The sequence below is a fragment of the Rhodococcus sp. ARP2 genome, from assembly GCF_001029585.1.
GTDB classification, from domain to species: Bacteria; Actinomycetota; Actinomycetes; order Mycobacteriales; family Mycobacteriaceae; genus Rhodococcus_F; species Rhodococcus_F erythropolis.
On the sequence record NZ_LEKE01000109.1, the window covers coordinates 46,638 to 72,917 of the forward strand.

At 63.8% G+C, this 26,280-nt stretch carries 21 protein-coding genes and 2 tRNA genes; 14 read left to right on the forward strand and 9 right to left on the reverse strand.

Annotated elements, in window-relative coordinates:
- The first annotated feature begins 54 nt into the window (after positions 1–54).
- From gyrA to ABX74_RS26955, 7 genes are all read left to right on the forward strand, one after another.
- Positions 55–2,586, forward strand: coding sequence for a DNA gyrase subunit A (gene gyrA / locus ABX74_RS26925; RefSeq protein ID WP_019746215.1), 2,532 nt, complete (start codon positions 55–57; stop codon positions 2,584–2,586).
- Positions 2,586–3,986 carry a DUF3566 domain-containing protein gene (locus tag ABX74_RS26930; protein WP_047890113.1) on the forward strand — a complete coding sequence of 467 codons (1,401 nt, stop codon included), beginning with the start codon at positions 2,586–2,588 and terminating at the stop codon, positions 3,984–3,986. The genes gyrA and ABX74_RS26930 overlap by 1 nt, the downstream gene beginning before the upstream one ends.
- Positions 3,987–4,061: 75 nt before the next feature.
- Positions 4,062–4,135 (forward strand) — tRNA-Ile (locus tag ABX74_RS26935).
- Between the two features lie 176 nt (positions 4,136–4,311).
- A tRNA-Ala gene (locus tag ABX74_RS26940) sits at positions 4,312–4,384 on the forward strand.
- Between the two features lie 272 nt (positions 4,385–4,656).
- Positions 4,657–5,766, forward strand: a complete 1,110-nt coding sequence (locus tag ABX74_RS26945; RefSeq protein ID WP_047890114.1) for a hypothetical protein — start codon at positions 4,657–4,659, stop codon at positions 5,764–5,766.
- Between the two features lie 62 nt (positions 5,767–5,828).
- Positions 5,829–7,493 (forward strand): alpha/beta hydrolase, encoded by a 1,665-nt coding sequence (locus ABX74_RS26950; RefSeq protein WP_047890115.1) that lies wholly within the window; start codon positions 5,829–5,831, stop codon positions 7,491–7,493.
- 127 nt (positions 7,494–7,620) lie between these two features.
- Positions 7,621–8,898: a lipase family protein gene (locus ABX74_RS26955; RefSeq protein WP_029256819.1), complete on the forward strand. Its 1,278-nt coding sequence runs from the start codon at positions 7,621–7,623 to the stop codon at positions 8,896–8,898.
- Between the two features lie 57 nt (positions 8,899–8,955).
- Here ABX74_RS26955 and ABX74_RS26960 read toward each other — a convergent pair whose 3' ends face one another.
- Positions 8,956–9,408, reverse strand: a complete 453-nt coding sequence (locus ABX74_RS26960; protein ID WP_019746221.1) for a hypothetical protein — start codon at positions 9,406–9,408, stop codon at positions 8,956–8,958.
- Positions 9,409–9,498: 90 nt separating this feature from the next.
- Here ABX74_RS26960 and ABX74_RS26965 point away from each other — a divergent pair, with 90 nt between their 5' ends.
- Together ABX74_RS26965 and ABX74_RS26970 are read left to right on the forward strand one after the other, a co-directional pair.
- Positions 9,499–10,026: a peptidylprolyl isomerase gene (locus ABX74_RS26965; RefSeq protein WP_007729190.1), complete on the forward strand. Its 528-nt coding sequence runs from the start codon at positions 9,499–9,501 to the stop codon at positions 10,024–10,026.
- Between the two features lie 17 nt (positions 10,027–10,043).
- The gene (locus ABX74_RS26970; protein ID WP_031332619.1) at positions 10,044–10,988 is read left to right on the forward strand and encodes a rhomboid family intramembrane serine protease; all 945 of its coding nucleotides are present in this window, start codon (positions 10,044–10,046) and stop codon (positions 10,986–10,988) included.
- Positions 10,989–11,019: 31 nt separating this feature from the next.
- Here ABX74_RS26970 and ABX74_RS26975 read toward each other — a convergent pair whose 3' ends face one another.
- A complete protein-coding gene (locus tag ABX74_RS26975) occupies positions 11,020–11,547 on the reverse strand; it encodes a lipoprotein LpqH (protein WP_047890116.1) in 528 nt (175 codons plus the stop codon).
- Positions 11,548–11,851: 304 nt separating this feature from the next.
- Here ABX74_RS26975 and ABX74_RS26980 point away from each other — a divergent pair, with 304 nt between their 5' ends.
- Positions 11,852–13,195, forward strand: a complete 1,344-nt coding sequence (locus ABX74_RS26980) for an MFS transporter (protein ID WP_003942551.1) — start codon at positions 11,852–11,854, stop codon at positions 13,193–13,195.
- On the opposite strand, the gene ABX74_RS26985 is transcribed toward ABX74_RS26980, so the two are convergent.
- Positions 13,186–15,051 carry a helix-turn-helix domain-containing protein gene (locus ABX74_RS26985; RefSeq protein WP_047890120.1) on the reverse strand — a complete coding sequence of 622 codons (1,866 nt, stop codon included), beginning with the start codon at positions 15,049–15,051 and terminating at the stop codon, positions 13,186–13,188. The genes ABX74_RS26980 and ABX74_RS26985 overlap by 10 nt on opposite strands.
- Before the next feature lie 126 nt (positions 15,052–15,177).
- On the opposite strand from ABX74_RS26985, the gene ABX74_RS26990 reads away from it, so the two are divergent.
- Both ABX74_RS26990 and ABX74_RS26995 read left to right on the forward strand, forming a co-directional pair.
- The gene (locus tag ABX74_RS26990; protein ID WP_024487653.1) at positions 15,178–16,545 is read left to right on the forward strand and encodes an FAD-binding oxidoreductase; all 1,368 of its coding nucleotides are present in this window, start codon (positions 15,178–15,180) and stop codon (positions 16,543–16,545) included.
- A 123-nt stretch (positions 16,546–16,668) separates the two neighbouring features.
- Entirely contained in the window at positions 16,669–17,517 is an 849-nt protein-coding gene (locus ABX74_RS26995; RefSeq protein WP_047890117.1) for a TauD/TfdA family dioxygenase, read from the forward strand.
- A 7-nt stretch (positions 17,518–17,524) separates the two neighbouring features.
- Here the strand turns inward: ABX74_RS26995 and ABX74_RS27000 are convergent, their stop codons facing one another.
- Together ABX74_RS27000 and crgA are read right to left on the reverse strand one after the other, a co-directional pair.
- Entirely contained in the window at positions 17,525–18,016 is a 492-nt protein-coding gene (locus ABX74_RS27000) for a PH domain-containing protein (RefSeq protein ID WP_047890118.1), read from the reverse strand.
- A gap of 107 nt (positions 18,017–18,123) precedes the next feature.
- Positions 18,124–18,387 carry a cell division protein CrgA gene (gene crgA, locus ABX74_RS27005; protein WP_019746229.1) on the reverse strand — a complete coding sequence of 88 codons (264 nt, stop codon included), beginning with the start codon at positions 18,385–18,387 and terminating at the stop codon, positions 18,124–18,126.
- A 102-nt stretch (positions 18,388–18,489) separates the two neighbouring features.
- On the opposite strand from crgA, the gene ABX74_RS27010 reads away from it, so the two are divergent.
- Both ABX74_RS27010 and ABX74_RS27015 read left to right on the forward strand, forming a co-directional pair.
- Entirely contained in the window at positions 18,490–19,203 is a 714-nt protein-coding gene (locus ABX74_RS27010) for a DUF881 domain-containing protein (protein WP_020905624.1), read from the forward strand.
- Between the two features lie 22 nt (positions 19,204–19,225).
- Positions 19,226–19,891, forward strand: a complete 666-nt coding sequence (locus ABX74_RS27015; protein ID WP_003942537.1) for an aminodeoxychorismate/anthranilate synthase component II — start codon at positions 19,226–19,228, stop codon at positions 19,889–19,891.
- Between the two features lie 57 nt (positions 19,892–19,948).
- On the opposite strand, the gene pknB is transcribed toward ABX74_RS27015, so the two are convergent.
- From pknB to ABX74_RS27035, 4 genes are read right to left on the reverse strand one after another with little or no spacing between them, the layout of a single operon-like run.
- Positions 19,949–21,874, reverse strand: a complete 1,926-nt coding sequence (pknB, locus tag ABX74_RS27020) for a Stk1 family PASTA domain-containing Ser/Thr kinase (RefSeq protein ID WP_021332621.1) — start codon at positions 21,872–21,874, stop codon at positions 19,949–19,951.
- On the reverse strand, positions 21,871–23,229 hold the full coding sequence (locus tag ABX74_RS27025) for a protein kinase domain-containing protein (protein ID WP_019746232.1): 1,359 nt from the start codon (positions 23,227–23,229) through the stop codon (positions 21,871–21,873). Before ABX74_RS27025 ends, pknB begins: the two co-directional genes overlap by 4 nt.
- 3 nt (positions 23,230–23,232) lie before the next feature.
- Positions 23,233–24,699, reverse strand: a complete 1,467-nt coding sequence (locus ABX74_RS27030; RefSeq protein ID WP_007735774.1) for a peptidoglycan D,D-transpeptidase FtsI family protein — start codon at positions 24,697–24,699, stop codon at positions 23,233–23,235.
- Positions 24,696–26,147: an FtsW/RodA/SpoVE family cell cycle protein gene (locus tag ABX74_RS27035; protein WP_003943414.1), complete on the reverse strand. Its 1,452-nt coding sequence runs from the start codon at positions 26,145–26,147 to the stop codon at positions 24,696–24,698. The genes ABX74_RS27030 and ABX74_RS27035 overlap by 4 nt, the downstream gene beginning before the upstream one ends.
- Positions 26,148–26,280: the final 133 nt, after the last annotated feature.

Sequence of the window (26,280 nt, forward strand, 5' to 3'; positions counted from 1 at the left end):
CGGACTCCTTTTCCGCGCACAGGGGCTTGCCCCCTCTTTTAAGAAAGTGAGCTCATGACCGACACCACGTTGCCACCGGACGGTCCGCAACACGACCGGATCGAACCGGTCGACATCCAGCAGGAAATGCAGAACAGCTACATCGACTACGCCATGAGCGTCATCGTCGGTCGCGCTCTGCCGGATGTCCGCGACGGACTCAAGCCGGTGCACCGCCGCGTGCTCTACGCGATGTACGACAACGGATATCGCCCAGACCGCGGATACGTGAAGTCTGCCCGACCGGTCGCCGAGACCATGGGTAACTACCACCCCCACGGCGACTCCTCGATCTACGACACGTTGGTCCGTATGGCCCAGCCGTGGTCGCTCCGTTACCCGCTCGTCGACGGTCAGGGAAACTTCGGATCCCGCGGCAACGACGGCGCAGCCGCCATGCGTTACACCGAGTGCAGGCTCACGCCGCTCGCGATGGAAATGCTGCGCGAAATCGACCACGAGACAGTCGATTTCACCCCGAACTACGACGGCAAGACGCAGGAACCGACGGTTCTGCCCAGCCGTATCCCGAACCTTCTGATCAACGGTTCCAACGGCATCGCCGTCGGTATGGCCACCAACATTCCGCCGCACAACCTGCGTGAAGTTGCCGAGGCCATCTACTGGGCGCTCGAGAACTTCGAGGCGGACGAGGAAGCCACCCTCGCGGCCGTCATGGAGCGCATCAAGGGACCCGACTTCCCGACGCACGGGCTCATCGTCGGTGGACAGGGCATCCAGGATGCCTACACCACCGGCCGTGGCTCCGTCCGTATGCGCGGCGTCGTCGAGATCGAAGAAGATGCCAAGGGCCGCACCACGATCGTCATCACCGAGCTGCCCTACCAGGTCAACCCGGACAACCTGATCACCTCCATCGCGGAGCAGGTTCGTGACGCGAAGATCGGTGGCATCTCCGACATCCACGACGAGTCCTCGGACCGCGTCGGCATGCGCATCGTCGTCACCGTCAAGCGTGACGCCGTTGCCAAGGTCGTGCTGAACAACCTTTACAAGCACACCCAGCTGCAGACCAGCTTCGGCTGCAACATGCTCTCCATCGTCGACGGAGTGCCGCGCACGCTGCGCCTCGACCAGATGATCCGTCTGTACACGACGCATCAGCTCGAGGTCATCGTTCGTCGTACCAGGTACCTGCTTCGCAAGGCACAAGAGCGCGCCCACATCCTGCGCGGTCTGGTCAAGGCCCTCGACGCTCTGGACGAGGTCATCGCCTTGATTCGTGCGTCGCAGACCGTCGACATCGCTCGCGCCGGATTGATGGAACTCCTCGACGTCGACGAGATCCAGGCCGACGCCATCCTCGGCATGCAGCTGCGTCGTCTGGCCGCCCTCGAGCGTCAGAAGATCGTCGACGAGTTGGCCGAGATCGAACTCGAAATCGCGGACCTCGAAGACATTCTGGCTCGCCCGGAGCGTCAGCGCGCGATCGTTCGTGACGAGCTCAAGGAAATCGTCGACAAGTACGGCGACGACCGTCGTACCCGCATCATCGCCGCCGACGGAGACGTCAACGACGAGGATCTGATCGCCCGCGAAGACGTCGTCGTCACGATCACCGAGACCGGTTACGCCAAGCGCACCAAGACTGATCTCTACCGATCGCAGAAGCGCGGCGGCAAGGGTGTTCAGGGTGCCGGCCTCAAGCAGGACGACATCGTCTCGCACTTCTTCGTCACCTCGACGCACGACTGGCTGCTGTTCTTCACCACGAAGGGCCGCGTCTACCGCGCGAAGGCTTACGAGCTGCCCGAGGCGAGCCGTACCGCTCGCGGTCAGCACGTTGCCAACCTCCTGGCCTTCCAGCCGGACGAGCGCATCCAGTCCGTCATCCAGATCAAGACGTACGAAGACGCGCCATACCTGGTGCTCGCCACACGCAACGGTCTGGTCAAGAAGTCCAAGCTCACCGACTTCGACTCCAACCGCAGTGGTGGCATCGTCGCCATCAACCTGCGCGGTGAAGACGAACTGGTCGGCGCTGTTCTCTGCTCCGCCGACGACGACCTGCTCCTGGTCTCGGCACAGGGCCAGTCGATCCGCTTCTCGGCCACCGACGAGGCACTGCGTCCGATGGGCCGCGCCACGTCCGGTGTCCAGGGCATGCGTTTCAACGGTGACGACGAGCTGCTCTCGCTCAACGTCGTTCGTGAAGGAACGTTCCTCCTGGTCGCCACGTCGGGCGGTTACTCCAAGCGAACCGGCATGGAGGATTACCCGGTGCAGGGTCGCGGCGGCAAGGGCGTGCTCACGATTCAGTACGACAAGAAACGTGGCACTCTGGTCGGTGCGCTCATCGTCGACGACGACGACGAGCTGTACGCGATCACCTCGGGCGGCGGTGTCATCAGGACGGCTGCCAAGCAGGTTCGTAAGGCGGGACGCCAGACCAAGGGCGTGCGTCTGATGAACCTCGGCGAAGGCGACACACTGCTCGCGATTGCGCGCAACGCCGACGAGCCCGAAGAGCTCGCTGCAGAGACCACCGACAACGCAGACAATGCCGATGGAGCTAAGGAGTCCTAGTGAGCACTCCCAACCAGCCGGGCAGTGACCAGAAGAGTGAAAGCACTTCAGGTTCGACGCCACCGAAGCCGGAGCAGGCAACTGCTCCGGCGGGGCCGCAGACCTCGAAACCTGCAGCTCCAGCGGACGGCGGACCCAAAGCTTCCGAGGCAGCTCCGGCGCCCAAGGCACCGGAGCCGTCTCGCGGCCCGTCGGATTCGGCCCAGAAACCGGCGGCTGCGGCTCCCGACGCCGCGGGTGCGGCCAAGGGTCAGGCTCCTTCCGCTCCTTCTGTGGCTCCGGCTGCGCCGGTAACCCCGGCGAAGGGTGATGGTCAGGCTCCGCCGCAACCGGTCGCCAATCAGGCTCGTGGCAGCCAGGCACCGCCGTGGCAACGGGGACCCCAGCCGTCAGGCCAGCCTCAGGGGCAGCCAGCTCAGAACCCCGCTGCTCAGAATCCGGCGTCCAAGGCCCCGGCGGGCAAGGCTCCGGCACCGCAGAATCAGGTTCCGCAAAGTCAGCCGCAGACCAACATCACGCGCCCGGCCGGCGCTGGTGCTCCTGCGGGTCGACCGGCAGCTCCTGCTGGGGGTAAGCCGCCTGCGGGTCCGCAGCGTCCTGCAGCGGCAGGCCCGGCACAGGGTGGTCCGGTACAGGGTGGTCCGGCCAAAACCCCCGCACAGGGTGGTGCGCCGAAGGGACAGCCGCAGGCGGGTCGCCCTGCTGCGGGTGCACAGACAGGTCGTCCTGCCGGCAACCCGTCGGCGCGTCCTGTCGTGACAGGAACGGCAGCTGCCGCAGCTACCGGTGGCGTCGCCGGCGCAGCGGCAGCCAAGGCTGTTGCACCCTCGGGCGCAAATCCCAAGGCTGCAAATGCCACGGTCGCCAATCCCACCGTCGCTAATCCGAAAGCAAAAGCCGCCGCGATCGACGGGCCGACTCGGCACATCGATCGCAAGGATCTGCCGAAGGACATGCCTGACCTCTCCGAGGCCAAGCATCCGTTGCCTGCTGCGGTGAAGGGTGAGAAAACTCACGCCGTATCGGCTTCGGTCGTGGACGGTGCGCCACTGCGCGCAACGGTCCAGATCCGTCGTATCGACCCGTGGTCCACGCTCAAGATCACGTCCGTGATCTCGGTATCGCTGTTCTTCGTATGGATGGTGGCCGTCGGACTGCTCTACGTCGTTCTCGACGGCATGGGCGTCTGGGATCGCCTGAACAACGCGTTCACCGACATCGTTGCCGACGGCGGCTCCGACGGTCTGGTGACGGCCGGCCAGGTGTTCGGCTACGCCGCGCTGATCGGTATCGCGAACATGGTGCTTTTCACGGCACTCGTCACGATCGGATCGTTCATCTATAACCTCTGCAGCGACCTGGTTGGCGGCGTCGAGGTAACTCTCGCCGACCGCGACTGACCTGCGAAAACATTGCTCCGCCGGGCCCGTTTTGGTGTCAGCGGCCCGGTGGGGTAATCTTTGGAATCGGTTCAGGGGCCTATAGCTCAGGTGGTTAGAGCGCTTTACTGATAATGAAGAGGTCGGAGGTTCAAGTCCTCCTAGGCCCACTCCCATGTGCCGAAGAAGGGTTGCTGGAATGAAGGTTTTCCTGCTTGTCGGGGCCGGAATTCTGGTAGCTCTCGGGGTCACCAAGCTGATCAAAAGTCAGCGCGGAGACAAGGTTTGGCACGATTTGGAAACAGGATAGAACCTAGGTACTCTGACTCCGGTCAGAAAACCGAACGGGGCCTTAGCTCAGTTGGTAGAGCGCTGCCTTTGCAAGGCAGATGTCAGGAGTTCGAATCTCCTAGGCTCCACAGTAAGAAGACACCCTCCCGGGATCCGGGAGGGTGTTTTTTGTATGCCGATGTGCCGATGTCCGGCCAGCCGGTGTCCGACTCGTGGCCCTCTCCCTTTTGAGCGAACGGCACTTTCGGCGCACTGAAGGCGATGAACATGCCGTTCGCTCGGAGTGGGGTGGCCAGAACAGCGCCCACTATGGACCGTTCGTCCCGAATTCTCCGGAAAGTCTAGTGGTCATAACCAGCCGGGCGTAGCGTGAGGAGAACCCAATTTCAGGAGGTTCGTAGTGCTTCACAACGACATTCCCAGCCACGGTGAAATTGCCGCACTCGCGGAGGTGGAAGGGCCCACCTGCATCACCATCGTGACTCCGACTGAAGATGCGCCGCAGGATCATGACAAAGCGCGCATCGCCTTCAAGGACCAGGTCCGCTCGACGCTCGCATCGGTGGAGGATCCGGCCGAGCGCAAGCTGTTCGAGGCCGAATACGCAGAGCTCGACGACGACGACGATTTCTGGCGCTTCCAGTCGCGCTCATTGGTCACGTACGCGACGCCGGAGCGTCTGGTGACCTTCCGCCTCCCCAACCGTCTGCAGGCGCTCGAAACGGTCAGCGATCGGTTTCATCTCAAGCCACTGCTCCGTTCGGTGACCTTCCCCCAGACGGCGTTTGTTCTCGCTCTCGCCGAAGGTTCGGTGCGATTGATCGAGATCGCCGCCGATCAGCCGGCCGACGAGGTTCGTGTTCAGGGAATGCCGAAGAACGCTGCGGATCACGCTGGCAAGTCGTCGATCAACAGTCGCACCGAGGCGGGTCGGCTCTCGGGTTCGGACAGCCGAAAGCTGCGCGTCAATCAGTACGCTCGCGCAGTCGATCACGAGGTCCGTGGTGTCCTCGCCGGCCGCGACGTCCCCTTGATCCTGGCCGCTGCGGAACCCATCGCATCGGTGTATCGCTCCGTGAATTCGTACCGCCACCTGGTCGACAAAACCGTCGAGGGAAACCCGGAAGCCTTGTCGACGCAGGAGGTGGCGGACGGTTCGCGTCCGGCGCTCGACGATTTCCACGCCGAGCAGTTGGCGGCGGTGCGGGACACCTTCAATGTGCGCACGGAACAAGGTCGCACTCAAACCGACGTCGCCGACGTGGCAACGGCCGCGACGTACGGACAGGTCGACACCGTTTTCATCGACATCGATTCCGTTGTACCCGGAAGTCTCGATCCCCAGACGGGCGCTCTCACGACCGGTGAGTCGACCAACGGAAGTACATACGGGGTCGTCGACGAGATCGCTCGTCGTGCGCTCCTGACGGGTGCTCGGGTCCTCGCTGTTCGCGCCGAGGACATTCCGGGCGGCGGCGCAGTTGCCGCGATTTTGCGCTTCGCCCCGTAAACAGACTGGACGCGTGTGCGCTTCGTGACCTGATTCGGGCACGGGGCGCATACGATTCCGGCATGAAACGTGTGTGGGAACGGCTGCGCCTCTACTGCAAGACGCTGCACCCGGTCGGGCTTGCCTTTGCTCTGGTCTTCTTCACCTGGTCGATGAGTCCTTCCCTGTTGCCGCGCGCGTGGTACTTGCAGGGCGTTGCGACGGGCATCTCGCTCGCGATGGGATACGGCGTCGGCGTGACGGTTGCCTGGATGATCCGCAAGTGCGGCGTCGAACCGCAGTGGTCGGATCGCACCAAGAAGATCGGCTGGCGAGTCTTGTTGGCCGCGGCCGTCATTCTGGTTCCGACGTTCTTGGTCCTCGGTTCGTGGTGGCAGCAGATCGTTCGCGATCTTGTCGAAGCTCCTCGCACCAATCAGGCGAATTACCTTCTGGTGCTGCTGATTTCGCTCGGAATCTGGTTCATCCTGCTCGAGGCAGGCCGTGGTCTTCGTTTCACCACCAACAAGCTCACCGCCGTCGCACTTCGGTTCGTTCCCCTCGAAGCGGCGAAGGTCGGCAGCTTGATCGTCATCTTCGCCATCGGCATCTTCATCGTGAACGGTGCGCTGTACAACGGGTTGATTGCCTTCGCGAACTGGAGTTTCTCCGGTGCGGATCATGAAACACCGGACGGCATCGAACAACCCTTGATCGCTGAGCGCAGTGGTTCACCGATGTCCGCCGAAGCCTGGGATTCGCTCGGCCAGGAGGGGCGCACCTTCATGGGCAGCGGTCCCACCGCGGCCGAGATCACCGCGTTGACCGGACGTGAAGCGAAGCAACCGATCCGGGTGTACGCCGGACGCGAATCCTCGGACTCGATCAACGGTGTCGCACAGCGGGTCGTCGACGAGTTGGAGCGCACCGGCGGATTCGACCGCGGAACCCTCGCAGTTGTCACGACCACCGGCCGCGGTTGGGTGAACGAGGACGTCGCGTCGGCGTTCGAGTACGTCGAGGGCGGGGACACGGCGATCGCGTCGATGCAGTACTCGTTCCTTCCGAGTCCGTTGGCCTTCATCGCCGACCGTGAGACGCCGATGATTGCCGGTCGCGCACTCTTCAACGCGGTGTACGCCAAGTGGATCGACCTGCCCGTGGAGACGCGGCCCGAGCTGGTTGTCTTCGGTGAGAGCCTCGGCTCCTACGGTGGCCAGGCCGCATTTGCCGGCGCTCAGGACATGATGACGCGCGTCGACGGCGCACTGTGGGTCGGAACCCCCAACTTCACTGCTCAGTGGCAGGAAATCACGGACAGCCGCGACTCGGGCTCACCGGAGATCCTGCCGGTGATCGACGGTGGCCAGGCAATTCGGTTTGCCGGTGATCCGGAAGATCTGGAGCTGAAGTCCGACTGGGACGACGATCGCATCGTGTACTGGCAGCACGCCAGCGACCCGATCACATGGTGGTCCTTCGACCTGCTGCTCAACAAGCCGGATTGGCTCAAGGAACCGCTGGGTCGCGACGTGGATCCGGGAATGACGTGGGTACCTCTCGTGACCTTCTGGCAGGTAACCCTCGACATGGTCTTCTCGGCTGACGTCCCGTCCGGGCACGGTCACAATTACGGCGAGGATGCAGCGGACATGTGGGCCAAGATCCTGCACCCCGAGGCCTGGACCTCGGCTGATACCGACAAGCTTCGTTCGCTGCTGACCTCCAATCTGGAGCCCACGAAGTAGTCGTAAACGGTTGTAAGTCAGCCTGTTAAGGCGAAAACCTCACGAAAAAGTGTTACGTGAGGTATGTGTTACTCTGCGTTCGCTGTGTGCCAAGCCACAGCGCAGGCGAGCGTGGGGAGATCGAAACGTGAAGAGCAGAGCATGGTGGGCGGCCGGGGTTTCCGTCGCGGCACTGGTCATGGGTGCTGTGACGGCCCCTGCCGCAATGGCGGACCCGGCGGATTTCTACACGCCGCCGTCGGAGCTTCCGGCAGGTGCCAACGGAGATCTCATCAAGAGTGAGCCGTCACCACTGCTGCTGAGCGTGCCCGGATCGAACGGTGCGTGGCCGGCAACCGCCACCAAGATCATGTACCGAAGCGAGGACGCCAAGGGTGCTCCCGTTGCCGTGACGGGGACCTACCTCGAACCGTCGAACCCGTGGACCGGGCAGGGGGCGCGTCCACTGGTTGCCGCAGCGGTAGGAACGCATGGGCAGGGCGATCAATGCGCTCCGTCCAAACTGTTCAACACCGGTATCGAGTACCAGTTCCCGACGGACGTCATGGTCGGCTACGAGTCCATCTGGGTGAACACGTTGCTGCTCAACGGCATTGCCGTCGTAGTCACCGATTACGAGGGCCTCGGAACTCCTGGCGATCACACCTACGTCAACCGCGAAGCCGAAGCGCACGCGGTTCTGGACTCGGTGCGTGCCGCTCAGCAGCTCCCGAACACGGGCATTCCCGCCGACGGCCCCGTCGGACTGTGGGGTTACTCGCAAGGTGGTGGAGCTGCCGCTGCCGCAACGGAATTGAAGCCGTCGTATGCTCCCGAGCTTGACCTCAAGGGCACGTACGCAGGTGCACCGCCCGCCGATCTGGCGGCGACGCTGCAGCAGGTCGACGGCACGTTCCTCACCGGAGTGATCGGCTACGCGCTCAACGGGATCCTTGCGCAGTACCCCGAGGTTCAGCCGCTGCTCGACGCCGAGATCAACGATCGCGGCCGACAGATGTTGGCCGCCACCAAGAACCAGTGCGTCGCCGAAAGTGGATTGCAGTTCGGCTTCCAGCAGTCGTCGAGCTTCACCAATTCCGGTGAATCACTCTCCGCAGTTCTGGCGCGTCTACCCATGGCGCAGGCGATCCTCGACGAGCAGAAGATCGGCAAGCTGACGCCGGAGTCGCCCGTGCTCATTCAGCATGGCCGCTCCGATGACATCGTTCCGTTCGGTCAGGGACAGCAACTGGCGCGAGACTGGTGCGGCAAGGGCGCGGCGGTGCAGTTCTCCGTCAACGAACTGCCCCCGATCATTCCGGGCATGGCAATCAATCATGCGACGCCGTACCTGGTGGGTACACCCGAATCCGTCGGGTACATGATCGATCGCTTCAACAACGTCCCGGCACCGTCCAACTGCTGAACGTGAACATCGAAAAGCCCCGGAACACAATCTGTTCCGGGGCTTTTCGTGTGTCGACTAAGCGGTCTTCTCGGCCGAGTTCTCTTCGAGCCGAGGGGGTGCGGAAGCGACCGGCGGATGCTCGCGTCGGCGGCTCTTGAAGAACACCGCGCCACCGATCACCGCAACACCGGCGATGACGAACACGGCGACGCGCTTGCGGCCGCGAGGCTTCTCGGTGCGTTCCGCGGACTTCGTGGGGATAGCCTTTGCGCGCTCGACGCCCTTCTTGGCGAGGACTTTGCCCTGACGACCCAGGAACAACCCGACCTGCCCGGCGCCGCGAGCGACCGATGTGGCGACCACCGCGGCGATACGGCGAGCGTTGTCGGCTGCCTCGGACTCCTTGATACGAGCCGCTGTCTCTTCGAGGTAGGCGGCAGTCTCGTCGAAGGTGTCCTCGACGCGGGCGCGCGCGTGATCGAAGGTGTCGGGCAACTGCGTGCTGAGGGACTCGGTCACTCGTGTCATGACTTCACTGTGCCATAACAGTGAGGCGGGGACAGGGAGAGTTTTGCGGGGCGACATCCGCGAGAACGCCGGCAATGGCACGATGGTGGTGTGACTTCAACTCATCAGACCGCAACCGCAACGCTGCACACGAACCGCGGCGACATCAAGATCGCTCTGTTCGGCAACCATGCGCCGAAGACCGTCGAGAACTTCGTCGGCCTCGCCGACGGCTCGAAGGAGTACACCACCGCAAACGCCGCCGGCACCAAGACCGGCCCGTTCTACGACGGTGCCATCTTCCACCGCGTCATCGACGGCTTCATGATCCAGGGTGGCGACCCCACCGGAACCGGCACCGGCGGCCCGGGCTACAAGTTCGGTGACGAGTTCCACCCGGAACTGCAGTTCGACCGCTCCTACCTGCTGGCCATGGCCAACGCAGGCCCGGGAACCAACGGCTCGCAGTTCTTCATCACCACCGGCCCGACGCCGCACCTGAACCGTCGCCACACCATCTTCGGTGAGGTTCTCGACGACGATTCCAAGAAGGTTGTCGACGCTATCTCCTCCACCGCCGTCGATCGTGGCGATCGTCCGGTCGAGCCCGTCGTGATCAACAGCATCACCATCTCCTGAACAGGTAAAACAAGCAGATGACGAACCCCGGTTGGGGCGGCGGTGCGAGTGAGGGCATCCCGCCCCAACCGCGGTGCGTCCGCCATCCAGATCGACCCACCGCACTTTCCTGCAATCGTTGTGGACGTCCGGCGTGCCCGGACTGCCTCCGCGAGGCGGCGGTGGGATACCAATGTGTTGACTGTGTAGCTGCCGGCCAACGCGATGTCCGCCCCGTTCGGGGCGTCGCCGGAAACACCGTGAGCCCCGCCCGCGCGGTCCCGATCGTGACGTACACCTTGATGGGGCTCAACGTCCTGGCGTTCCTCGCCACCTTCGCGCAGTCGCGAAGCATCATGAACAATCAGGTCGGCTCGTCGATCTTCGCGAACTGGGCACTCAATCCGGGTCTGGTCGCCAGCGGTGACTGGTTCCGGCTCATCGGCTCCGGGTTCTTGCACTTCGGCATCTTGCACCTCGCGGTCAACATGTACGCCCTCTACATCCTGGGGCGCGACACCGAAATCGTGATGGGCCGCTCCCGGTACATCGGCATCTACCTGGTTTCGCTCCTCGGCGGTTCCGCCTCGGTGATGGCGTTCCAGCCGGTGTTCTCCTCGCTCACGGCCCTGTCCTGGACCGCTGGAGCGTCGGGTGCAATCTTCGGCATCATGGGCGCACAGGCCGTCCTTCTACTGCGTTTGCGTCGAAGCCCGGTCCCGATCATCTCGGTGATCGCGATCAATGTGATCATCAGCATTTCGCTGCCCGGGATCTCGTTCTGGGGTCACGCGGGAGGTCTGGTGGCAGGTGCTGCAACGGCCGCTGCATTCCTGTACGCCCCACAGTGGTTGGGCGCCGGTGAGAACCGCGTGAAAGCAGTGCGGATCGGCTGGATCGCTTTTGGTGCCGTCACTGTGGTGACGTTGGGAGTCATCGTGCTCCGCGTCGTCCAACTGCGCGAACAGCTGGGAATCAGTTAGCAAGAATCCTAGGACCCAGCCGTTCTATGGATCAGCCGCCGATGATGGACTCGCACGCGAACGTGATCTCGAAGCTCGAGGTCTCCGTCGGGTCGCCCTTGTCCCGGGCGCCGATTCCCTCGCCCGTCACCACGAAGGTATTGCCGTCCTGCTTGGCACTGGCAGATCCGCCAGGCAGTCCCGGTGCGAATCCGGCGGTGTACGGCAGACCGTTCGATCCACCCTCGCTTCCGGCGATTCCAGCAGTCTGAACCGTGCCGGATTCATCGATGATGGCTGTGACGGTCAACATGCCGTAGGTGGCATTTTCCGCGTCGAGAAGTGTCATAACTGTCGTGCCGCCGTCCTTTGCGCACTTCGTCTCGAATTTGGCGTCGAGCGTCTTCCCTCCGACGGTGGCCGAGGATGTAGCGGACGAGGCGCCGGCAGCGCTCTTGTCGGAGTCGGTCTTGTCGGAGTCGCTGCCGCAGGCGGAGGCGAATAGTGCGACCGCCGCGATGGTGGCAGCGACTGCGGTGGAGGACCGGCGGGTCATCGTGGTCCGAACCATCTTCGTCATGTTCTGTCCTTCAAGTCACGCGGTGCGTCCGCACTTGCTCTGGCTATTTCGCCGATAACACTAGCCAGTGACTCGGTGCTCTTAGCGCTAAACCCCCAGCTCAGGCGGGTTTGTCGCCTTCGACTGTTCAGGGACGTTCGTCAGACTGCTGCGGGTCATTCGCCGGATCGTTGGGAGTAAACGCACATGCAGGGACGGCTTCTGTAGAGATTGTCCACATAGGTTGGGCTCGGTGGTGCTTCTACTGTGGCTTGAGTCACTTCGTAGATAGCACCGCTGACCTTTTTCGAGGAGTACCCCTGCCATGACCTCCACCGATAGCACCACCACTGACGGTGGGGTTGCGCCGAGCGAGATCGAATCTCGCGTGGTGAAGAAGGTAGCGCGCCGGCTGATTCCCTTCCTGATCCTGCTCTATTTCGTGAACTATCTGGATCGTACGAACATCGCCTTCGCGAAGCTCACCATGAGCGCCGACCTCGGGATGACCGAGACGATGTTCGGCCTCGCCTCCGGACTCTTCTTTGTCGGCTATCTGCTGTTCGAGGTGCCGAGCAACCTGGCCCTGCACCGCTTCGGCGCCCGGCTGTGGATCGCGCGCATCATGCTCACCTGGGGCATCCTCGCCGCTGCGCTGGCATTCGTGCCCAACGTGGGCAGCCTCTATTTCCTCCGCATTCTGCTGGGAATCGCCGAGGCCGGCTTCTTCCCCGGAGTTCTTCTCTACCTGACCTTCTGGTTCCCGAAGAAGTACCGCGTACGCCTGATGGGCTTGTTCCTGCTGACGCTTCCGCTCTCGTCGGCGCTCGGTGCCCCGCTCTCGGCTGCCATCATCCAGTACGGCGACGGCCTGTTCGGGTTGGCCGGATGGCGCGTGATGTACCTGATCGAGGGTCTGCCCGCCGTGATCTTGGCGTTTGTCGTCTGGTTCTACCTCACCGACCGTCCCGCCGACGCGAAGTGGTTGACCCTCGAGGAGCGCACCTGGCTGATGAAGTCCATGGCCGACGAGGAGAAAGAACTCGGCGACGCCGGTCACCAGTCCGCCGGCAAGACCCTGCGCGATCCCCGCGTCATCGGTTTCGGTCTGGTCTACTTCGGAATCACCTACGGCCTTTACGCTTTGAGCTTCTTCCTGCCCAGCATCGTCGCAGGATTCAAGCAGACGTTCAACACCGATTTCTCGCTCGTCGAGACAGGCCTGATCGTGGCCGTCCCCTACGCGATCGGCGCTGTCGCGATGGTGCTGTGGAGCCGCCATTCCGACAAGACCGGTGAACGAATGTGGCACGTCGCTGCGCCGACGCTCCTGGGCGCGGTATCCATTCCGATTGCGCTGTATCTGGATTCGCCGTTCACCGTCATGATCGCGGTCTCGCTCACCGCTGTCGGTGTCCTCTGTGCGCTCCCCGTCTTCTGGTACCTGCCCACCACGTTCCTGACGGGTGCCAGCGCGGCCGCGGGTATCGCCATGATCAACTCGATCGGCAATGCGTCGGGCTTCGGTGCTCCGTACATCACCGGCTGGCTCACCGATGTGACCGGAAATGCCAAGGCAGGCCTGTGGGTGGTGGGCGCCGTGATGCTCTGTGCCGCAATTCTTGTGGTGGCACTGGCCAAGCGATCGAGCAAGCCCGCTCAGATCTGACCGAGTTTCCCCGCACTGGCACGCAGCCGGATCAGGAGCGCGAGATCGAGCGCCTGGTCCGGCTGACGCCACTGTGTGCCGATCAACCGGTCGATCGATTCGAGGCGTTGATACAGAGTGTTGGCGTGAATCGCGAGCGCGGCGGCGGTCGCAGAATGCTTGCAATTGTGTGACAGGTACGACGCGAGGGTGTCCAAGAGCGGAACGCCGCGTCGTTGCTCCTCCTCGAGGAGAGGACCGAGGGACCGCAGCGTCAGCGATTCGAGTTCTTCGCGTCCGGTGCGGCTGAGGAGAATTCGATAAATGCCGAGGGAACTTGCCGGTTCCACGTGGGAGGCCCGCCCGAGAGTCTCGAGGACGTCGACGGTGTGTTGTGCCTCGACATAGGCTCGCGCCAGACCTTCCGCTCCCACCGCAGGATCGGCGATTCCCACTGTCGGGTTCTCCGCCGGCTGCACCCACGCCGCCGCAACCTCTACTGGTGACATTCCCGGAATCAGAGCGATGACCCGTGAACCATGCTCGGCAACAACAGTTCCTGACGGGAATGCAATTTCCTCGATACTGCGACGCGTACGGTCTACGGCGTCGGCCGGGCGGGCCACCACGACGGTGTACGAGCGGTCGGGGTTGAGTCCAGCCAGGCGGAACTGACCAGTGACTTCGGCCGGCGTCGGCGCAGGCCTGGTGATCAGATCGACCAGAAATGCGTCGCGTGCTCGGCGAGTGGCTTCCCTGGCCGCCCGTTCGCCTACCAGGGCAAGCGCAATGGCCGGGGCTGACCTTTCGAGTGCCAACCTCATGGCGGCGGTGGGTTCCTGGCGTGCGAGAAGGAACAGAATTCCGAGCTGGTCACCGGCACTGCGTACTTCGGTGGCGAACAGGAACTGCTCACCGACGATGAGCGTCACCTCCTGCTCGCGTCGGTCAGCGGCAAGGATGTCGAAGACCCGGTTGACGCTCTCGCTCACCCGTTGCAGTCCTGGTGGGATCTCGGATGTTCCGGTCACGAAGAACACCGGTGAACCCGTCGACGCGGAGGTTTCTTCCACGAGTTCGCGAACACCGCCGCCGCGCAGGACAACTTGTGTGAGCGATCGGTCCCAGGTCAGTGTCTGTTCGAGAAGTGCTGTGCGCTCGGCAAGTTCGGTATTCGCTGCATTCACTTCTGCAACCGTCGCGCGATATCGTTCGAGAGAGCGGGCATTCTCGATCGCCACCGAGGCATGAGCTGCGAGAGCGGACAGCAACGCAACTTCCTCGTTGCCGAATCGGCGCTCCTGACGCTTGCACGCGCAGAGTGCACCCAGGATCTTGCCGTTCAATGTCAGCGGCACTGCCAACAAACCGCGCATGTTCTCGGCTCGCGCTGCGTCGTCGGCGGGTCCGATATGTGCAAACGAGGGATCGTTGCGGTAGTCGGGAGACCAAGCAGGAGAGGAGTTCTCGACCACGCGACCGATGAGGCCTTCACGGAACGGAACCGTCAGGCCGAGCAGTTGCGACGTATACGCCCCGCTCGTGACTTCGATGATCAAGATGTCGTCGTGAATGAGAGCAAGGTACGAAAGGTCTACGCCGAGTAGCCGTTTGGCCTGATCCACGATCTCCTGCAGAAGGGCGTGGTGATCGTGCATCGTGGTCAGCAGTGACGCGATGTCGTTGAGCGCGCCCAGTTCGGTGGCACGTTGTCGGCGCTGAGCCAGGAGACTACGCAGTTGGAGTGCGGATCGGGCTTCTCGCTCGATCTCGGCTGCGACCTCGGGGCCTGACCCGGCGGCCAACTGATCGCGGTGTTCGATCAGTTCCTCGGTGGATGCCTCGGCCAGGAGAAGCTGTAGCCAGTTCTCGTGCATCCGCACCCCCTTGTCAGGCCAACTTGTCAGGCCAACGATGAGTATGGAGAGAATGTCCATACGGTTTCCGGTTTCTCGGAGTAAATCTACATGGGGTGGTGTAGCCGCCGTCACTATCGTGGAGGCATGACACTCCTCGAGGCGCTCGGCTCGCAGATCGATGCGGATCGACTGATCACCGACCCCGACATCATGGCGAGCTACATCCACGACGACGCCGAGTGGGCTCCCTACGAGATGCCCGTCGCCGTGGTCCGCCCGCGTACAGCCGAGCAGGTACAGACAGTTGTGCAGGCGTGCATCGCCCACGGTGCGCCCGTCGTCACGCGCGGCGCAGGCACCGGTCTGTCGGGTGGAGCCAACGCAGTCGCCGGCGGCGTCGTGATCGCCTTCGACGCGATGAACGCCATCAAGGAGATCAACACCCTCGAGCGTTTGGCCGTGGTCGAACCCGGAGTGGTCAACGATCACCTCCGCGACGCGTGCGCCGAGCACGGCCTCTGGTATCCGCCCGATCCGGCGAGCGCACCCTGGTCGACGATCGGCGGCAACGTCGCGACCAATGCCGGGGGCCTGTGTTGCGTCAAGTACGGCGTCACCAAGGACTACGTGCTGGGCATGCAGGTGGTTACCGGAACCGGTGAGCTGGTTCGGCTCGGGCGTCGAACTGCCAAGGGAGTGGCTGGGTTTGATCTCTCCGCGCTCATGGTCGGCTCCGAAGGCACTCTCGGGGTGATCACCGAGGTAACCGTCAAGCTACGTCCTCAGCGCGATCCCGAGCGCACCATCGTCGGATACTTCGACTCCATCGTTGCTGCGGGCAAGGCAGTCGAAGCCGTCGCGGCAGACGGTCTCACGCCGTCGGCCCTCGAGTTGATCGATCGACAGTGCCTGCTTGCCGTCGACGCCTGGAAGAACATGGGCCTCTCGGCCGACGCCGAGGTGGTCCTGCTCGGCCGCATCGACACACCTGGTGAGATCGGCGACGCCGAAGCCGAGCGAATGTTGGCCTGTTTCAACCGTTCCGGGGCAACCTGGAGTGCCAGATCCACCGACCAGGAGGAAGCCGACGCCCTGTTCTCCGCCCGGCGTCTGGCGTACCCCGCCCTCGAGCGGCTCGGCCCGGTGCTCACCGAGGACATCTGTGTCCCCAAGGCAGCGGTCCCGGAGATGCTGGCACGGATCGAGGCCATCTCGGCCCGGCACGACACGCACATCGCGAACATCGCGCACGCGGGTGACGGCAACCTGCATCCGCTGCTGATCACGCCACACGACGACGAAGCGGCGCGGAGGCGTGCTCAGGCGGCTTTTGCCGAGATCATCGACAATGCCCTCGAGTTGGGCGGAACCGTCACCGGTGAACACGGCGTCGGCCTACTGAAAATGGGTGGCCTGGCGCAAGAACTGTCACCGGCAGTCGTCGCGATGCATCATGCAATCAAGGGCGCACTCGACCCTCACGGAATCATGAACCCGGGCAAGGTGATTTGAAAGGCTGGGTGATCTGAAAGGCTGGCTCCGTAACCGAATCGGTTTCCGGGGTTACGCCGTCGAAATGACGAGTTCCTACGCTCGAGTTGAACCGTTTGGCGAACTCGACGTATGGAGTGATGAATGTTCTCTTCCGATTTGACGCTGGCAAGTGTTGTTCCGCGGCGCGTGGAGACGGTCGAGGCCGTCCGGGCGGCAATCGCGCTGGACGGCGCCGCGGTCTTCGGTGGGCTGCACACCGAGGAAGATGCCATTGCGTTCGCGTCGAAGTTGCTCGGTGAGAAGTGCATTCGCGTCGGCCGCCAGTTCGAGGCGAGCGCCAAAAGTCAGGATGCCGAAGCCGCTGTCGTCGACACCCAACCGGTGGACGAACGCGGGCGCAAGCGCTCGTTCGGTATCTCCGGCGAGCGGATGACCGCCCACAACGACGGTTTTGCTTTCGGCGATTACGCTCCCGATTACCTGTTTCTGTGGTGCAAGCGCCCGGCGTACCCGAGTGGGGGCGACTCGTTTCTCATCGACGCGGTCAAACTGACGCGATTGCTCGCCTTCGATCCCGCAACAGCGGAGCTGGCCGAATTCTGTTGGAGCACAGACATCGACCATTCGGAACCGAACTTCCCGCAGAACGCATTTGCGCCGATCGCCCGGACGGTGCCGAGTGGACGCAACCAGGTTCGGTACCACCCGTACCTCGCGCCGATCGCCGGTGAATCGGAAGAAGCGCAGTGGCCGCTGGTGAAGCAGTGGAGTGAGGCCGTGATTCACGTGCGAGACAGCGGGCCGATGTTCCGTGCCGAAGCCGGCGAGATGATCTGCATCGACAACTACCGGGTGCTTCACGGCCGCGACGGGTACACCGACCCCGGCCGCGAGCTGTACTCGATCTGGGGATGGTCGAGCGACGCCGTCGCGGTGCCGCAGCAGGCTCTCGACATCGTGCAGCCGGACCTCGCGGCACTGGCCATGTAACCCGCGCTTACTTCTCGGGCGGCACCAAACCGTGGACGGTAAGCACGTCCAGGACGTCCTCCGGCGTCGTACCGAGATCCCAGCGTCCGAAGATCAACAGCTTCTCCGTGTCGGTGGGCCGGTCGACGATGTCGATCTCGAGCATCGGGACGCGTCGACCCAGACGCGGGTAGCGGACGAGACGCACGCGGTCGATCTGTTCGCGGGTGAACGTGTGCCGGGCGCGCAGTCGCTGTACCGCGATCGACTTTGTTCCCGCCTCTTCGATCACTGCCAGGCGGGGGCGCTGACGCAGGGCGAGGCCGCCCATCACGAACAGCCCGATCACCGCGAGGGCGAGCAGGAAGCGTCCGGCAGGCTCCGTGGGCGCGATTATCGAGGCGATCGCGAGGGCAATTCCGCCGCCGAACATCGCGTAGACAACACCCATCGGAGTGGCCCACGAGACGACCTCGGTGGCGTTGTCACGAGGCTGTGGATGAAATTCATCCTCGAGCATGTGGATAACTTCCTAGGTTGTCCACAGGAGTTATCCACAATGGGGATGAATGACACCCATGTAATTGAGAGACGGTCACGATTCGAGCCGAATCAGATAATCGCTGGTCAGCGCCATCTCATGGTCATCACAAGGCCCACAACCATGAAGCCGAAGCCGACGAGGAAGTTATAGTTTCCCAAGTCGTTCATCCACGTGATCGAATCCGCGGCCAAGTAGTACACAATCAACCACGCCAGGCCGAGAAGCATGAATCCGAGCATCACGGAGACGTACAACGTGCTCGACGGACCCATCTTCACCTTCACCGGAGTGCGGTTTGCTGGGTTGACTGTGTAGTCGTTCTTCTTACGGACCTTCGACTTGGGCATGGCGTCCTCGCTCTACGGTGTGACCTGCATGTGTTACCTACACGCTAACGTAGCTGTGTCCAGTTGGTCACCGGCCGACCTGCACAATCCGGGAGGAGCCACGTGTCTTCGGGTGAATCTTCACGAACCGTCTGGCACATCGGTGTTCTTGCCGTCTGCCTGGTAGCCGGTCTGATGGTCGCTACGGCGCAGAGATCCGCCGAGGAAAATCAGCTTCAGGTCACCGAAAGCACCAGGCTCTCCGATCTGGTCCGCAGTGCACAGGCCAACGCCGAAAAAGTTTCGGCCGACCGGGACGAACTTGCCGCTCAGCTCGATTCGTTGCAGGAAGACGCCGCTCGGTCCGACGCCGGCGTGGCCGCCGCTCTCGGTGACATCAAGAACATCTCCGCCGACGCGGGACTGACGGAGATGACCGGCCCCGGCGTCGTGGTCACCATGACGGACGCCCCGCGCAACGCCGAAGGCAAGTATCCGGTCGACGCCACCCCGGACGACCTCGTCGTGCATCAGCAGGACGTCCAGAGCGTGCTGAACGCACTGTGGGCCGGCGGGGCCGAAGCGGTGGGCATGCAGGACCAACGGATCATCAGTACGTCGGCGCCGCGGTGCATCGGAAACACCCTCCTTCTTCACGGCCGTACCTACAGTCCGCCGTACGTGATGAGCGCGATCGGCGATGTTGCGCGCCTCGAGGCGGCACTCGCTGCCGAACCGGGCATTCGGATCTACAAGCAGTACGCGACCCGCTTCGGCCTCGGGTACACGCAGGCGACACCGTCGCAGATCACGGTCCCCGCCTATACCGGCGGATAGCACGGGCGTTTACCCTGCTCTCATGAGGATTCTCGTCGTCGACAACTACGACAGCTTTGTGTTCAACCTGGTGCAGTACCTCGGCCAGCTCGGAACCGAAGCCGTGGTCTGGCGCAACGACGATCCACAACTGACAGCAGACCTCGAGGGTGCAGTAGCGCAGTTCGACGGCATTCTCCTGAGCCCTGGCCCCGGAACTCCGCAGCGCGCGGGAGCGACGATGGATCTGGTGAAGGTCTGCGCCGACACCAAGACCCCGCTGCTCGGCGTCTGCCTCGGACATCAGGCGATCGGTGCGGCTTTCGGCGGAACCGTCGACCGTGCGCCCGAACTGCTTCACGGCAAGACGAGTCTGGTTCACCACAAGGACGTCGGCGTCCTGGCCGGGCTGCCCGATCCGTTCACCGCTACCCGCTACCACTCGCTGACGGTTCTCGAGGACACCATTCCCGAGGAACTCGAGGTGACCGCACACACCGAGAGCGGCGTCGTGATGGCGATGCGTCACCGCGAACTGCCGATTCACGGCGTCCAGTTCCACCCCGAGTCCGTTCTCACTCAAGGTGGGCACCGGATGCTCGCGAACTGGCTCGCAGTCTGCGGTGAGGCGCCCCCGGAAGGGCTCGTCGCAGCCCTCGAGGCCGAGGTCGCGTCGGCGCTCGGCGGCGCATTGCCCGCAATTCTCTGACACCTGTCCACAAAAAAGTGCCTCCCGGAAATCTCCGGGAGGCACTTTTTCACTTTGCTAGCGGCCGGGGATTCCGAGCGCTCCGACGCTGACGGTGATGACCGCGTCCTTGGAGATCTCCGAGCCCGGAGGCTGCGTCTGCGAGACGATCTTGCCCACCATTTCCGGGGTGAGCGTCGTGCTCTGGTTCTGCACCAGCTGCGATGCAGTTCCCGCCCAGCCGGCTGCGCGAAGCGTGGTCAACGCCTCGGACACCGTCTTGTTGGTCAGATCAGGCATCGCGACCTGGTTGCCGTTGGACACCCGCAGCGTCACGGTCGAACCCTTGGTGGCCGACGTGCCGCCGGTCGGGTCGGTCGAAACGACCTGTCCCTTCGGCAGTCCCGAATCGATCTCCGTGATCTGGACGACGAACCCGGCACCTTCGATGTTGGGCCTCGCCACCTCTTCACGCTGACCGGTCACATCCGGGACCCGAACCTGCTCCGGACCGGTGCCGACAGTGATCGAGACCGCGGAATCGAGAACAACCGACACTCCGACGGCCGGATCCTGATTGACGATCTTGTCGACCTCGGCAATGGTCGACGCGGCCTTGCCGATTGTCGGATCGAGTCGGAGTCCGACGGAGTTGAGCTTCTTCTCGGCGTCGTCCTGGCTCAGCCCGGTCAGGCGCGGGATCGCGACCTGCTCGGGGCCGGTGGACACGTCGATGGTGACGGTGCTGCCCTTCTCGATGCGCACCCCGGCAACCGGACGCGTCGTGATGACGTTTCCGGCGGCGATCACCTTGTCCGTCTTCTGCTGACGCTCCACCTGGAATCCGGCGTTGGTCAGCGTCGCCTCGGCGACGTCGGCGGGCTGGTTGGTCAGGTCACCCGGAACGGTCACCATCTCGACCTTCGGCGAGTTCACCCGGATCAGGAAGAACGTCACCAGACCGATCACCAGAAGTGCCGCGATGCCCATCAGGGCGTAGCGTCCGCCCTTCTTCTTGGCAGGCGGCTCGGCGGCGCGAGTTGTCCGCGTAGGAACCGGCTCGACCGGATCGGGAGCGGTGCGGTAGTTCCCGGTGTCGGAGCCGACGGCGCCGAGGATGGTGGTGCGGTCCTCGTCGTTCATCACCATCGGCGCACTCGGACGCTGACCGCCCAGAACGCGTACCAAGTCGCTGCGCATGTCGCCGGCGCTCTGGTAGCGGTTGGCCGGGTTCTTGCTCATCGCCTTGAGAATGATCGAATCCAGCTCGCGCGGAATGTCGGGATTGATCTCCGACGGCGTCTGCGGATCCTCACGAACATGCTGGTACGCCACGGCGACCGGTGAATCACCCTTGAACGGCGGCTCGCCCGTCAGAATCTCGAACAGCACACAACCGAGCGAGTAGACGTCCGAACGTGCGTCCACCTGCTCACCTCGCGCCTGCTCCGGCGAAAGGTACTGAGCGGTGCCGATCACGGCGGCCGTCTGCGTCATCGGGCTCGACGCGTCGGAAATGGCACGGGCGATACCGAAGTCCATCACCTTCACGGCGCCGGCACGGTTGATCATGATGTTGGCGGGCTTGACGTCGCGGTGCACGATGCCGTTGCGGTGGCTGAAGTCCAAAGCGGCGCACACGTCCGCGATCACTTCCATCGCCTTGCGCGGAGTCATCGGCCCGGTGCTGCGCACGATGTCACGCAACGTGTCGCCGTCGACGTACTCCATGACGATGTACGGCAGCGGCCCGGCGTCGGTCTCGGCTTCACCGGTGTCGTAGACGGCCACGATCGCCGGATGGTTCAGCGCGGCAGCGTTCTGCGCCTCACGACGGAACCGCAAGTAGAACGTGGGATCGCGCGCGAGGTCTGCACGCAGCACCTTGATTGCGACGTCGCGGCTGAGTCGGAGGTCGCGCGCCAGGTGAACCTCGGACATTCCGCCGAAGCCGAGAATCTCACCCAGCTCGTAGCGGGAGGAGAGATTGCGGGGTGTCGTCATTGGTCTTGTCCTAGCGGTTCTTCAGCGTCTCCGGGATCCGCCAACGGCTCAGTGGTCGTTGTGGTCGTCGTTGTCGTCGTGGTGGTGGTTGTGGTCGTCGGAGTTGTTGTTGTCGTGGTCGGCGTTGTCGTGGTGGTTGTCGGCTCGGTCGTGGTTGTCGTCGGCCGAGTCGTCGTGGTTGTCGGCTCGGTGGTCGTCGTCGTCGGCCGAGTCGTCGTGGTGGTGGGCTTGGTCGTCGTCGTGGTCGGCAACGTCGTGGACGTGACGACGGGCGGCGTCGGGTCGCTCGGACCGTCGGTCGCGATCCAGACTCCGCCGATGATCAACGCCAACAAGATCAACCCGCCGCCGGCCCATGCCACGGCCTTCTGCCCACTGGTCATTCCGCCGGCTGCCGCGTCGTCCGCAACAGCTGCGCCCGTCACCGGGCCCGCGTACGTCGGCGGCATGACCTGCGTGGCACCCGTAGCCGGCAACGCGCTCGCGGCACCGGTGGCGAGCAGACCGGGCGGCGGTGGACGCCTCCCTGCCCGAACGGCTGCAACGGCGTCGGCGAACTCACCGCCACTGGCGTAACGGCCGGCCGGATCCTTGGTCAACGTGATGTCGATGAGCTCGCGGATGTTCGGCGGCAGGTCGGCCGGCATCGGCGCCGGGGTTTCCTGCACGTGCTTCATCGCGACGGTGAGCGCGCCGTCACCGGTGAACGGGCGTCGACCCGAAAGTGCTTCGTATCCGACGATTCCCAGCGAGTACACGTCACTCGCCGCGGTCGCGTCCTGACCGAGGGCCTGCTCGGGCGCGATGTACTGGGCGGTGCCCATCACCATTCCCGTGCGCGTGACAGGAGAATTCTCGACGGCCTTGGCGATGCCGAAGTCCGTGATCTTCACCTGGCCCGTCGGCGTGATGAGGATGTTGCCCGGCTTCACGTCGCGGTGCACGACACCGGCGTCGTGTGCGACCTGCAGGGCGCGGCCGGTCTGCTCGAGCATGTCGAGGGCATGCGGAACCGCCAGGCGGCCGACGCGTGCCAGGACGGCGTTGAGCGGCTCACCGTTGACGAGTTCCATCACCAGGTACGCCGTGGAATCGCCCGAGCTGTCGCGGGTCTCCCCGTAGTCGTAGATTCCGGCGATACCGGGGTGGTTGAGCTGCGCGGTGGTGCGGGCCTCGAAGCGGAAGCGCTCCAAGAACTCCGGATCGGAAGAGAACTCGGACTTGAGTACCTTGACGGCGACGCGACGGTTGAGCCGGGAGTCGGTGGCTTCCCACACCTGACCCATCCCACCGGTGGCGATGAGACGGATCAATCGGTAACGATCGGCGATCAAAGCGCCGTTGTTCAACGCCACGGTTCAGCCCCCTTGGATTCCGGCTGCGATGACTGCACGACCGATCGGCGCAGCAACCGAGCCACCGGTAGCGGCAAGTCCGCGGTCACCACCGTTCTCGACGATGACGGCCACGGCGACCGTCGGATTCTGCGCCGGTGCAAAAGCGATGTACCAGGCGTGCGGCGGAGTTTCCCGCGGGTTCACGCCGTGCTCGGCGGTACCGGTCTTGGACGCGATCTGAACCCCGGGGATCTTGCCGTCGCCGCCTGTGAAGTTCTCCGAGCCGATCATCAGATCAGTCAGCGTTGCGGCCACTGCCGGCGAGATGGCCTGACCCATCGACACCGGTGACGGCGTACTGAGATCGGTCAGATCCGGTGCCTGCAACTGGGAGATCAGGTTGGGCTGCATCCGCACACCGCCGTTGGCGACGGTCGCGGCGATCACTGCATTCTCGAGCGGGGTCACCGCGACGTCGCGCTGGCCGATACTGGTCTGGCCGAGAGCCGCGTCGTCGGAGATGTCGCCGACGGTGCTGTCAGCAACCGGCAGCGGGATCGCCGGAGTGTTGGGCCCGATGCCGAAAGCGCTGGCCTCGTCCTTGATGGCGTCCGCGCCGTCCTTGATGCCCAGTTCGACGAAAGCCGTGTTGCACGAGCGCGCAAACGCGTCGCGCAACGACGCCGTCGGGTTGGGGCCGCAGGTGCTGCCGTTGTAGTTCTCGAGGGTCGTGCTGGTGCCGGGCAGCGTGATCTGCGGAGCCGCGGTCAGCTGGTCGTCCGGCGTCGCACCGTTGCCAAGAGCTGCGGCCGTGGTGAGCACCTTGAACGTCGAGCCGGGTGGGTAGGTCTGCGAGATCGCGCGGTTGACCAGCGGATCGTTGGGATCGGCGTTGAGCTCGTCCCACGCCTTCGTGGTTTCGGCACCGTCGTGGCTGGCAAGCAGGTTCGGGTCGTAGCTCGGAGTGCTGACCATCGTCAGGATGCGTCCGGTGCTCGGCTCGATCGCGACGACGGAACCGGTGTAACCCTTGCTGGTCAGCTGGTCGTACGCCACCTGCTGCATCGCCGGATTGAGCGTCGTGACGACGTTGCCGCCGCGCGGATCGCGTCCGGACACCAGGTCGAAGAAGCGCTGACTGAACAGCCGGTTGTCCGAGCCGTTGAGAATCGGGTCCTCGGTGCGCTCGAGGCCGGCGCTGCCGTACTGCATCGAGTAAAAGCCCGTGACCGGTGCGTACGGGTACGGATTCGGATACTCGCGCAGGTACTTGTACCGGTCGTCGGTGGCGCGGGAGGCGGCAAGCACCTGACCGGAAGCCGAGATCTGACCTCGCTGGCGTGAGTACTCGTCGAGCAGCACCCGCGAGTTGCGCGGGTCGGCTCGCAGGTCGTCAGCCTTGATGACCTGTACGTACGTGGCGTTGGCGAGGAGCGCGACGACCATCACCATGACGGCCATCGCGACGCGGCGCAGTGGAGTGTTCATACGCGCGGCATCATCTCGGTATTGGCGTCAGCGATTGGGGGCGGACCTTTCTTCTTCGTCACTACCGGCGCACGAGCCGCGTCCGAGATCCGGACGAGGATGGCCAGCAGTAGGTAGTTCGCGAGCAGCGACGAGCCGCCGTACGACATGAACGGTGTAGTCAGACCCGTCAGCGGGATCAGCTTGGTGACGCCGCCGACGACGACAAAGATCTGGATCGCGATGGTGAACGACAGACCGGCGGCCAGCAGTTTGCCGAAGCTGTCGCGCACCGCCAACGCCGTACGCAGGCCGCGCACGATCAGAAGCAGGAACAGCATCAGCACAGCGGCCAGGCCGATCAGACCGAGCTCTTCGCCGATGGTCGCGATGATGAAGTCCGTCTTCGCGAACGGCACCTGGTTGGGCCGGCCACTGCCCAGACCTGTCCCGGCGATACCACCGGTGGCCAGGCCGAAGAGCGATTGTGAGATCTGATACCCGGTATTGGCGTAGTCGCCGAGCGGGTCCAGCCAGGTGTCGACGCGAACGCGCACGTGTCCGAACATCTTGTAGGCGAAGAAGAATCCGATGGCGAGCAGTCCGCCGCCGATCACCAGCCAGCCCACACGCTCGGTCGCGATGTAGAGCATCACCAGCACGGTGCTGAAGAGCAGCAACGACGTACCGAGGTCGGTTTCGAAGACGAGCACACCCACCGAGACGATCCAGGCGAGCAGGATCGGGCCCAGGTCGCGGGCACGCGGAAAGTCCATGCCCAGGAAGTGTTTACCGGCCGAGGTGAACAGGTCGCGCTTGGCGACGAGCACGGACGCGAAGAAGATGATGAGCAGGATCTTCGCGAACTCACCTGGCTGAATGCTGAATCCGGGCAGGCGAATCCAGATTTTTGCGCCGTTCACGCTCGAGAACTTCGCCGGCAGGATCGCGGGAATCGCCAGGAACACCAGGCCCGCGAGGCCAAGCGTGTAGCTGAACCGCGCCATCAGGCGGTAGTCCTTCAAGAACACGAGCAGCAACACGAAACCGGTGATCGCCAGTGCAGTCCACATGACCTGCTGGTTCGCATCCGGTGACGGTGCCTCGACGCCGTTGTAGAGCGCTGTCTGTTCGTCGGCGAGGTCGAGTCGGTGGATGAGCACCAACCCGAGGCCGTTGAGCAGGGCGACGATCGGCAGCAGCAGCGGATCGGCGTACGGCGCATACCGCCGAATTGCCAAGTGCGCGATCAGGAACAAGCCCGTGTACGCGAGCGCGTACTTGGCGAGGTCCAGCGTGATCTTCTGTTCCTGGCTCGCCTCGACGAGCAGAAGCGAGACCGTCGTGATGATGACGGCAAAGCCCAGGAGCAGCAGCTCCACGTTTCGGCGGGTCGACTGGACCGGCGCCGGGGCAAAACCTCCGGGCGGACTCGGAAAAGCCGTCCCCGCAGCTGCGTTGGACGACATCAGTTGACCGTCCTGCAAGTCTGACCGGGAACTTCGGTCGGCGTCGGCGTAGTCGTGGGTGCTGCCGTCGTCGGTGCAGCAGGATCCGCGGGCGGTGCGGGGGGCGGCGTGGTCTCCGGTGCCGGCGGGGGAG

What these genes read in the sequence shown, in the direction of transcription:
- gyrA (WP_019746215.1), top strand. Translation starts at nt 55, where the DNA reads ATGACCGACACCACGTTGCCACCGGACGGTCCGCAACACGACCGGATC.
- ABX74_RS26950 (WP_047890115.1), top strand. Translation starts at nt 5,829, where the DNA reads ATGAAACGTGTGTGGGAACGGCTGCGCCTCTACTGCAAGACGCTGCAC.
- ABX74_RS26960 (WP_019746221.1), bottom strand. Translation starts at nt 9,408, where the DNA reads ATGACACGAGTGACCGAGTCCCTCAGCACGCAGTTGCCCGACACCTTC.
- ABX74_RS26970 (WP_031332619.1), top strand. Translation starts at nt 10,044, where the DNA reads ATGACGAACCCCGGTTGGGGCGGCGGTGCGAGTGAGGGCATCCCGCCC.
- ABX74_RS26975 (WP_047890116.1), bottom strand. Translation starts at nt 11,547, where the DNA reads ATGACGAAGATGGTTCGGACCACGATGACCCGCCGGTCCTCCACCGCA.
- ABX74_RS26980 (WP_003942551.1), top strand. Translation starts at nt 11,852, where the DNA reads ATGACCTCCACCGATAGCACCACCACTGACGGTGGGGTTGCGCCGAGC.
- ABX74_RS26985 (WP_047890120.1), bottom strand. Translation starts at nt 15,051, where the DNA reads ATGCACGAGAACTGGCTACAGCTTCTCCTGGCCGAGGCATCCACCGAG.
- ABX74_RS26990 (WP_024487653.1), top strand. Translation starts at nt 15,178, where the DNA reads ATGACACTCCTCGAGGCGCTCGGCTCGCAGATCGATGCGGATCGACTG.
- ABX74_RS26995 (WP_047890117.1), top strand. Translation starts at nt 16,669, where the DNA reads ATGTTCTCTTCCGATTTGACGCTGGCAAGTGTTGTTCCGCGGCGCGTG.
- ABX74_RS27000 (WP_047890118.1), bottom strand. Translation starts at nt 18,016, where the DNA reads ATGCTCGAGGATGAATTTCATCCACAGCCTCGTGACAACGCCACCGAG.
- crgA (WP_019746229.1), bottom strand. Translation starts at nt 18,387, where the DNA reads ATGCCCAAGTCGAAGGTCCGTAAGAAGAACGACTACACAGTCAACCCA.
- ABX74_RS27015 (WP_003942537.1), top strand. Translation starts at nt 19,226, where the DNA reads ATGAGGATTCTCGTCGTCGACAACTACGACAGCTTTGTGTTCAACCTG.
- pknB (WP_021332621.1), bottom strand. Translation starts at nt 21,874, where the DNA reads ATGACGACACCCCGCAATCTCTCCTCCCGCTACGAGCTGGGTGAGATT.
- ABX74_RS27030 (WP_007735774.1), bottom strand. Translation starts at nt 24,699, where the DNA reads ATGAACACTCCACTGCGCCGCGTCGCGATGGCCGTCATGGTGATGGTC.
- ABX74_RS27035 (WP_003943414.1), bottom strand. Translation starts at nt 26,147, where the DNA reads ATGTCGTCCAACGCAGCTGCGGGGACGGCTTTTCCGAGTCCGCCCGGA.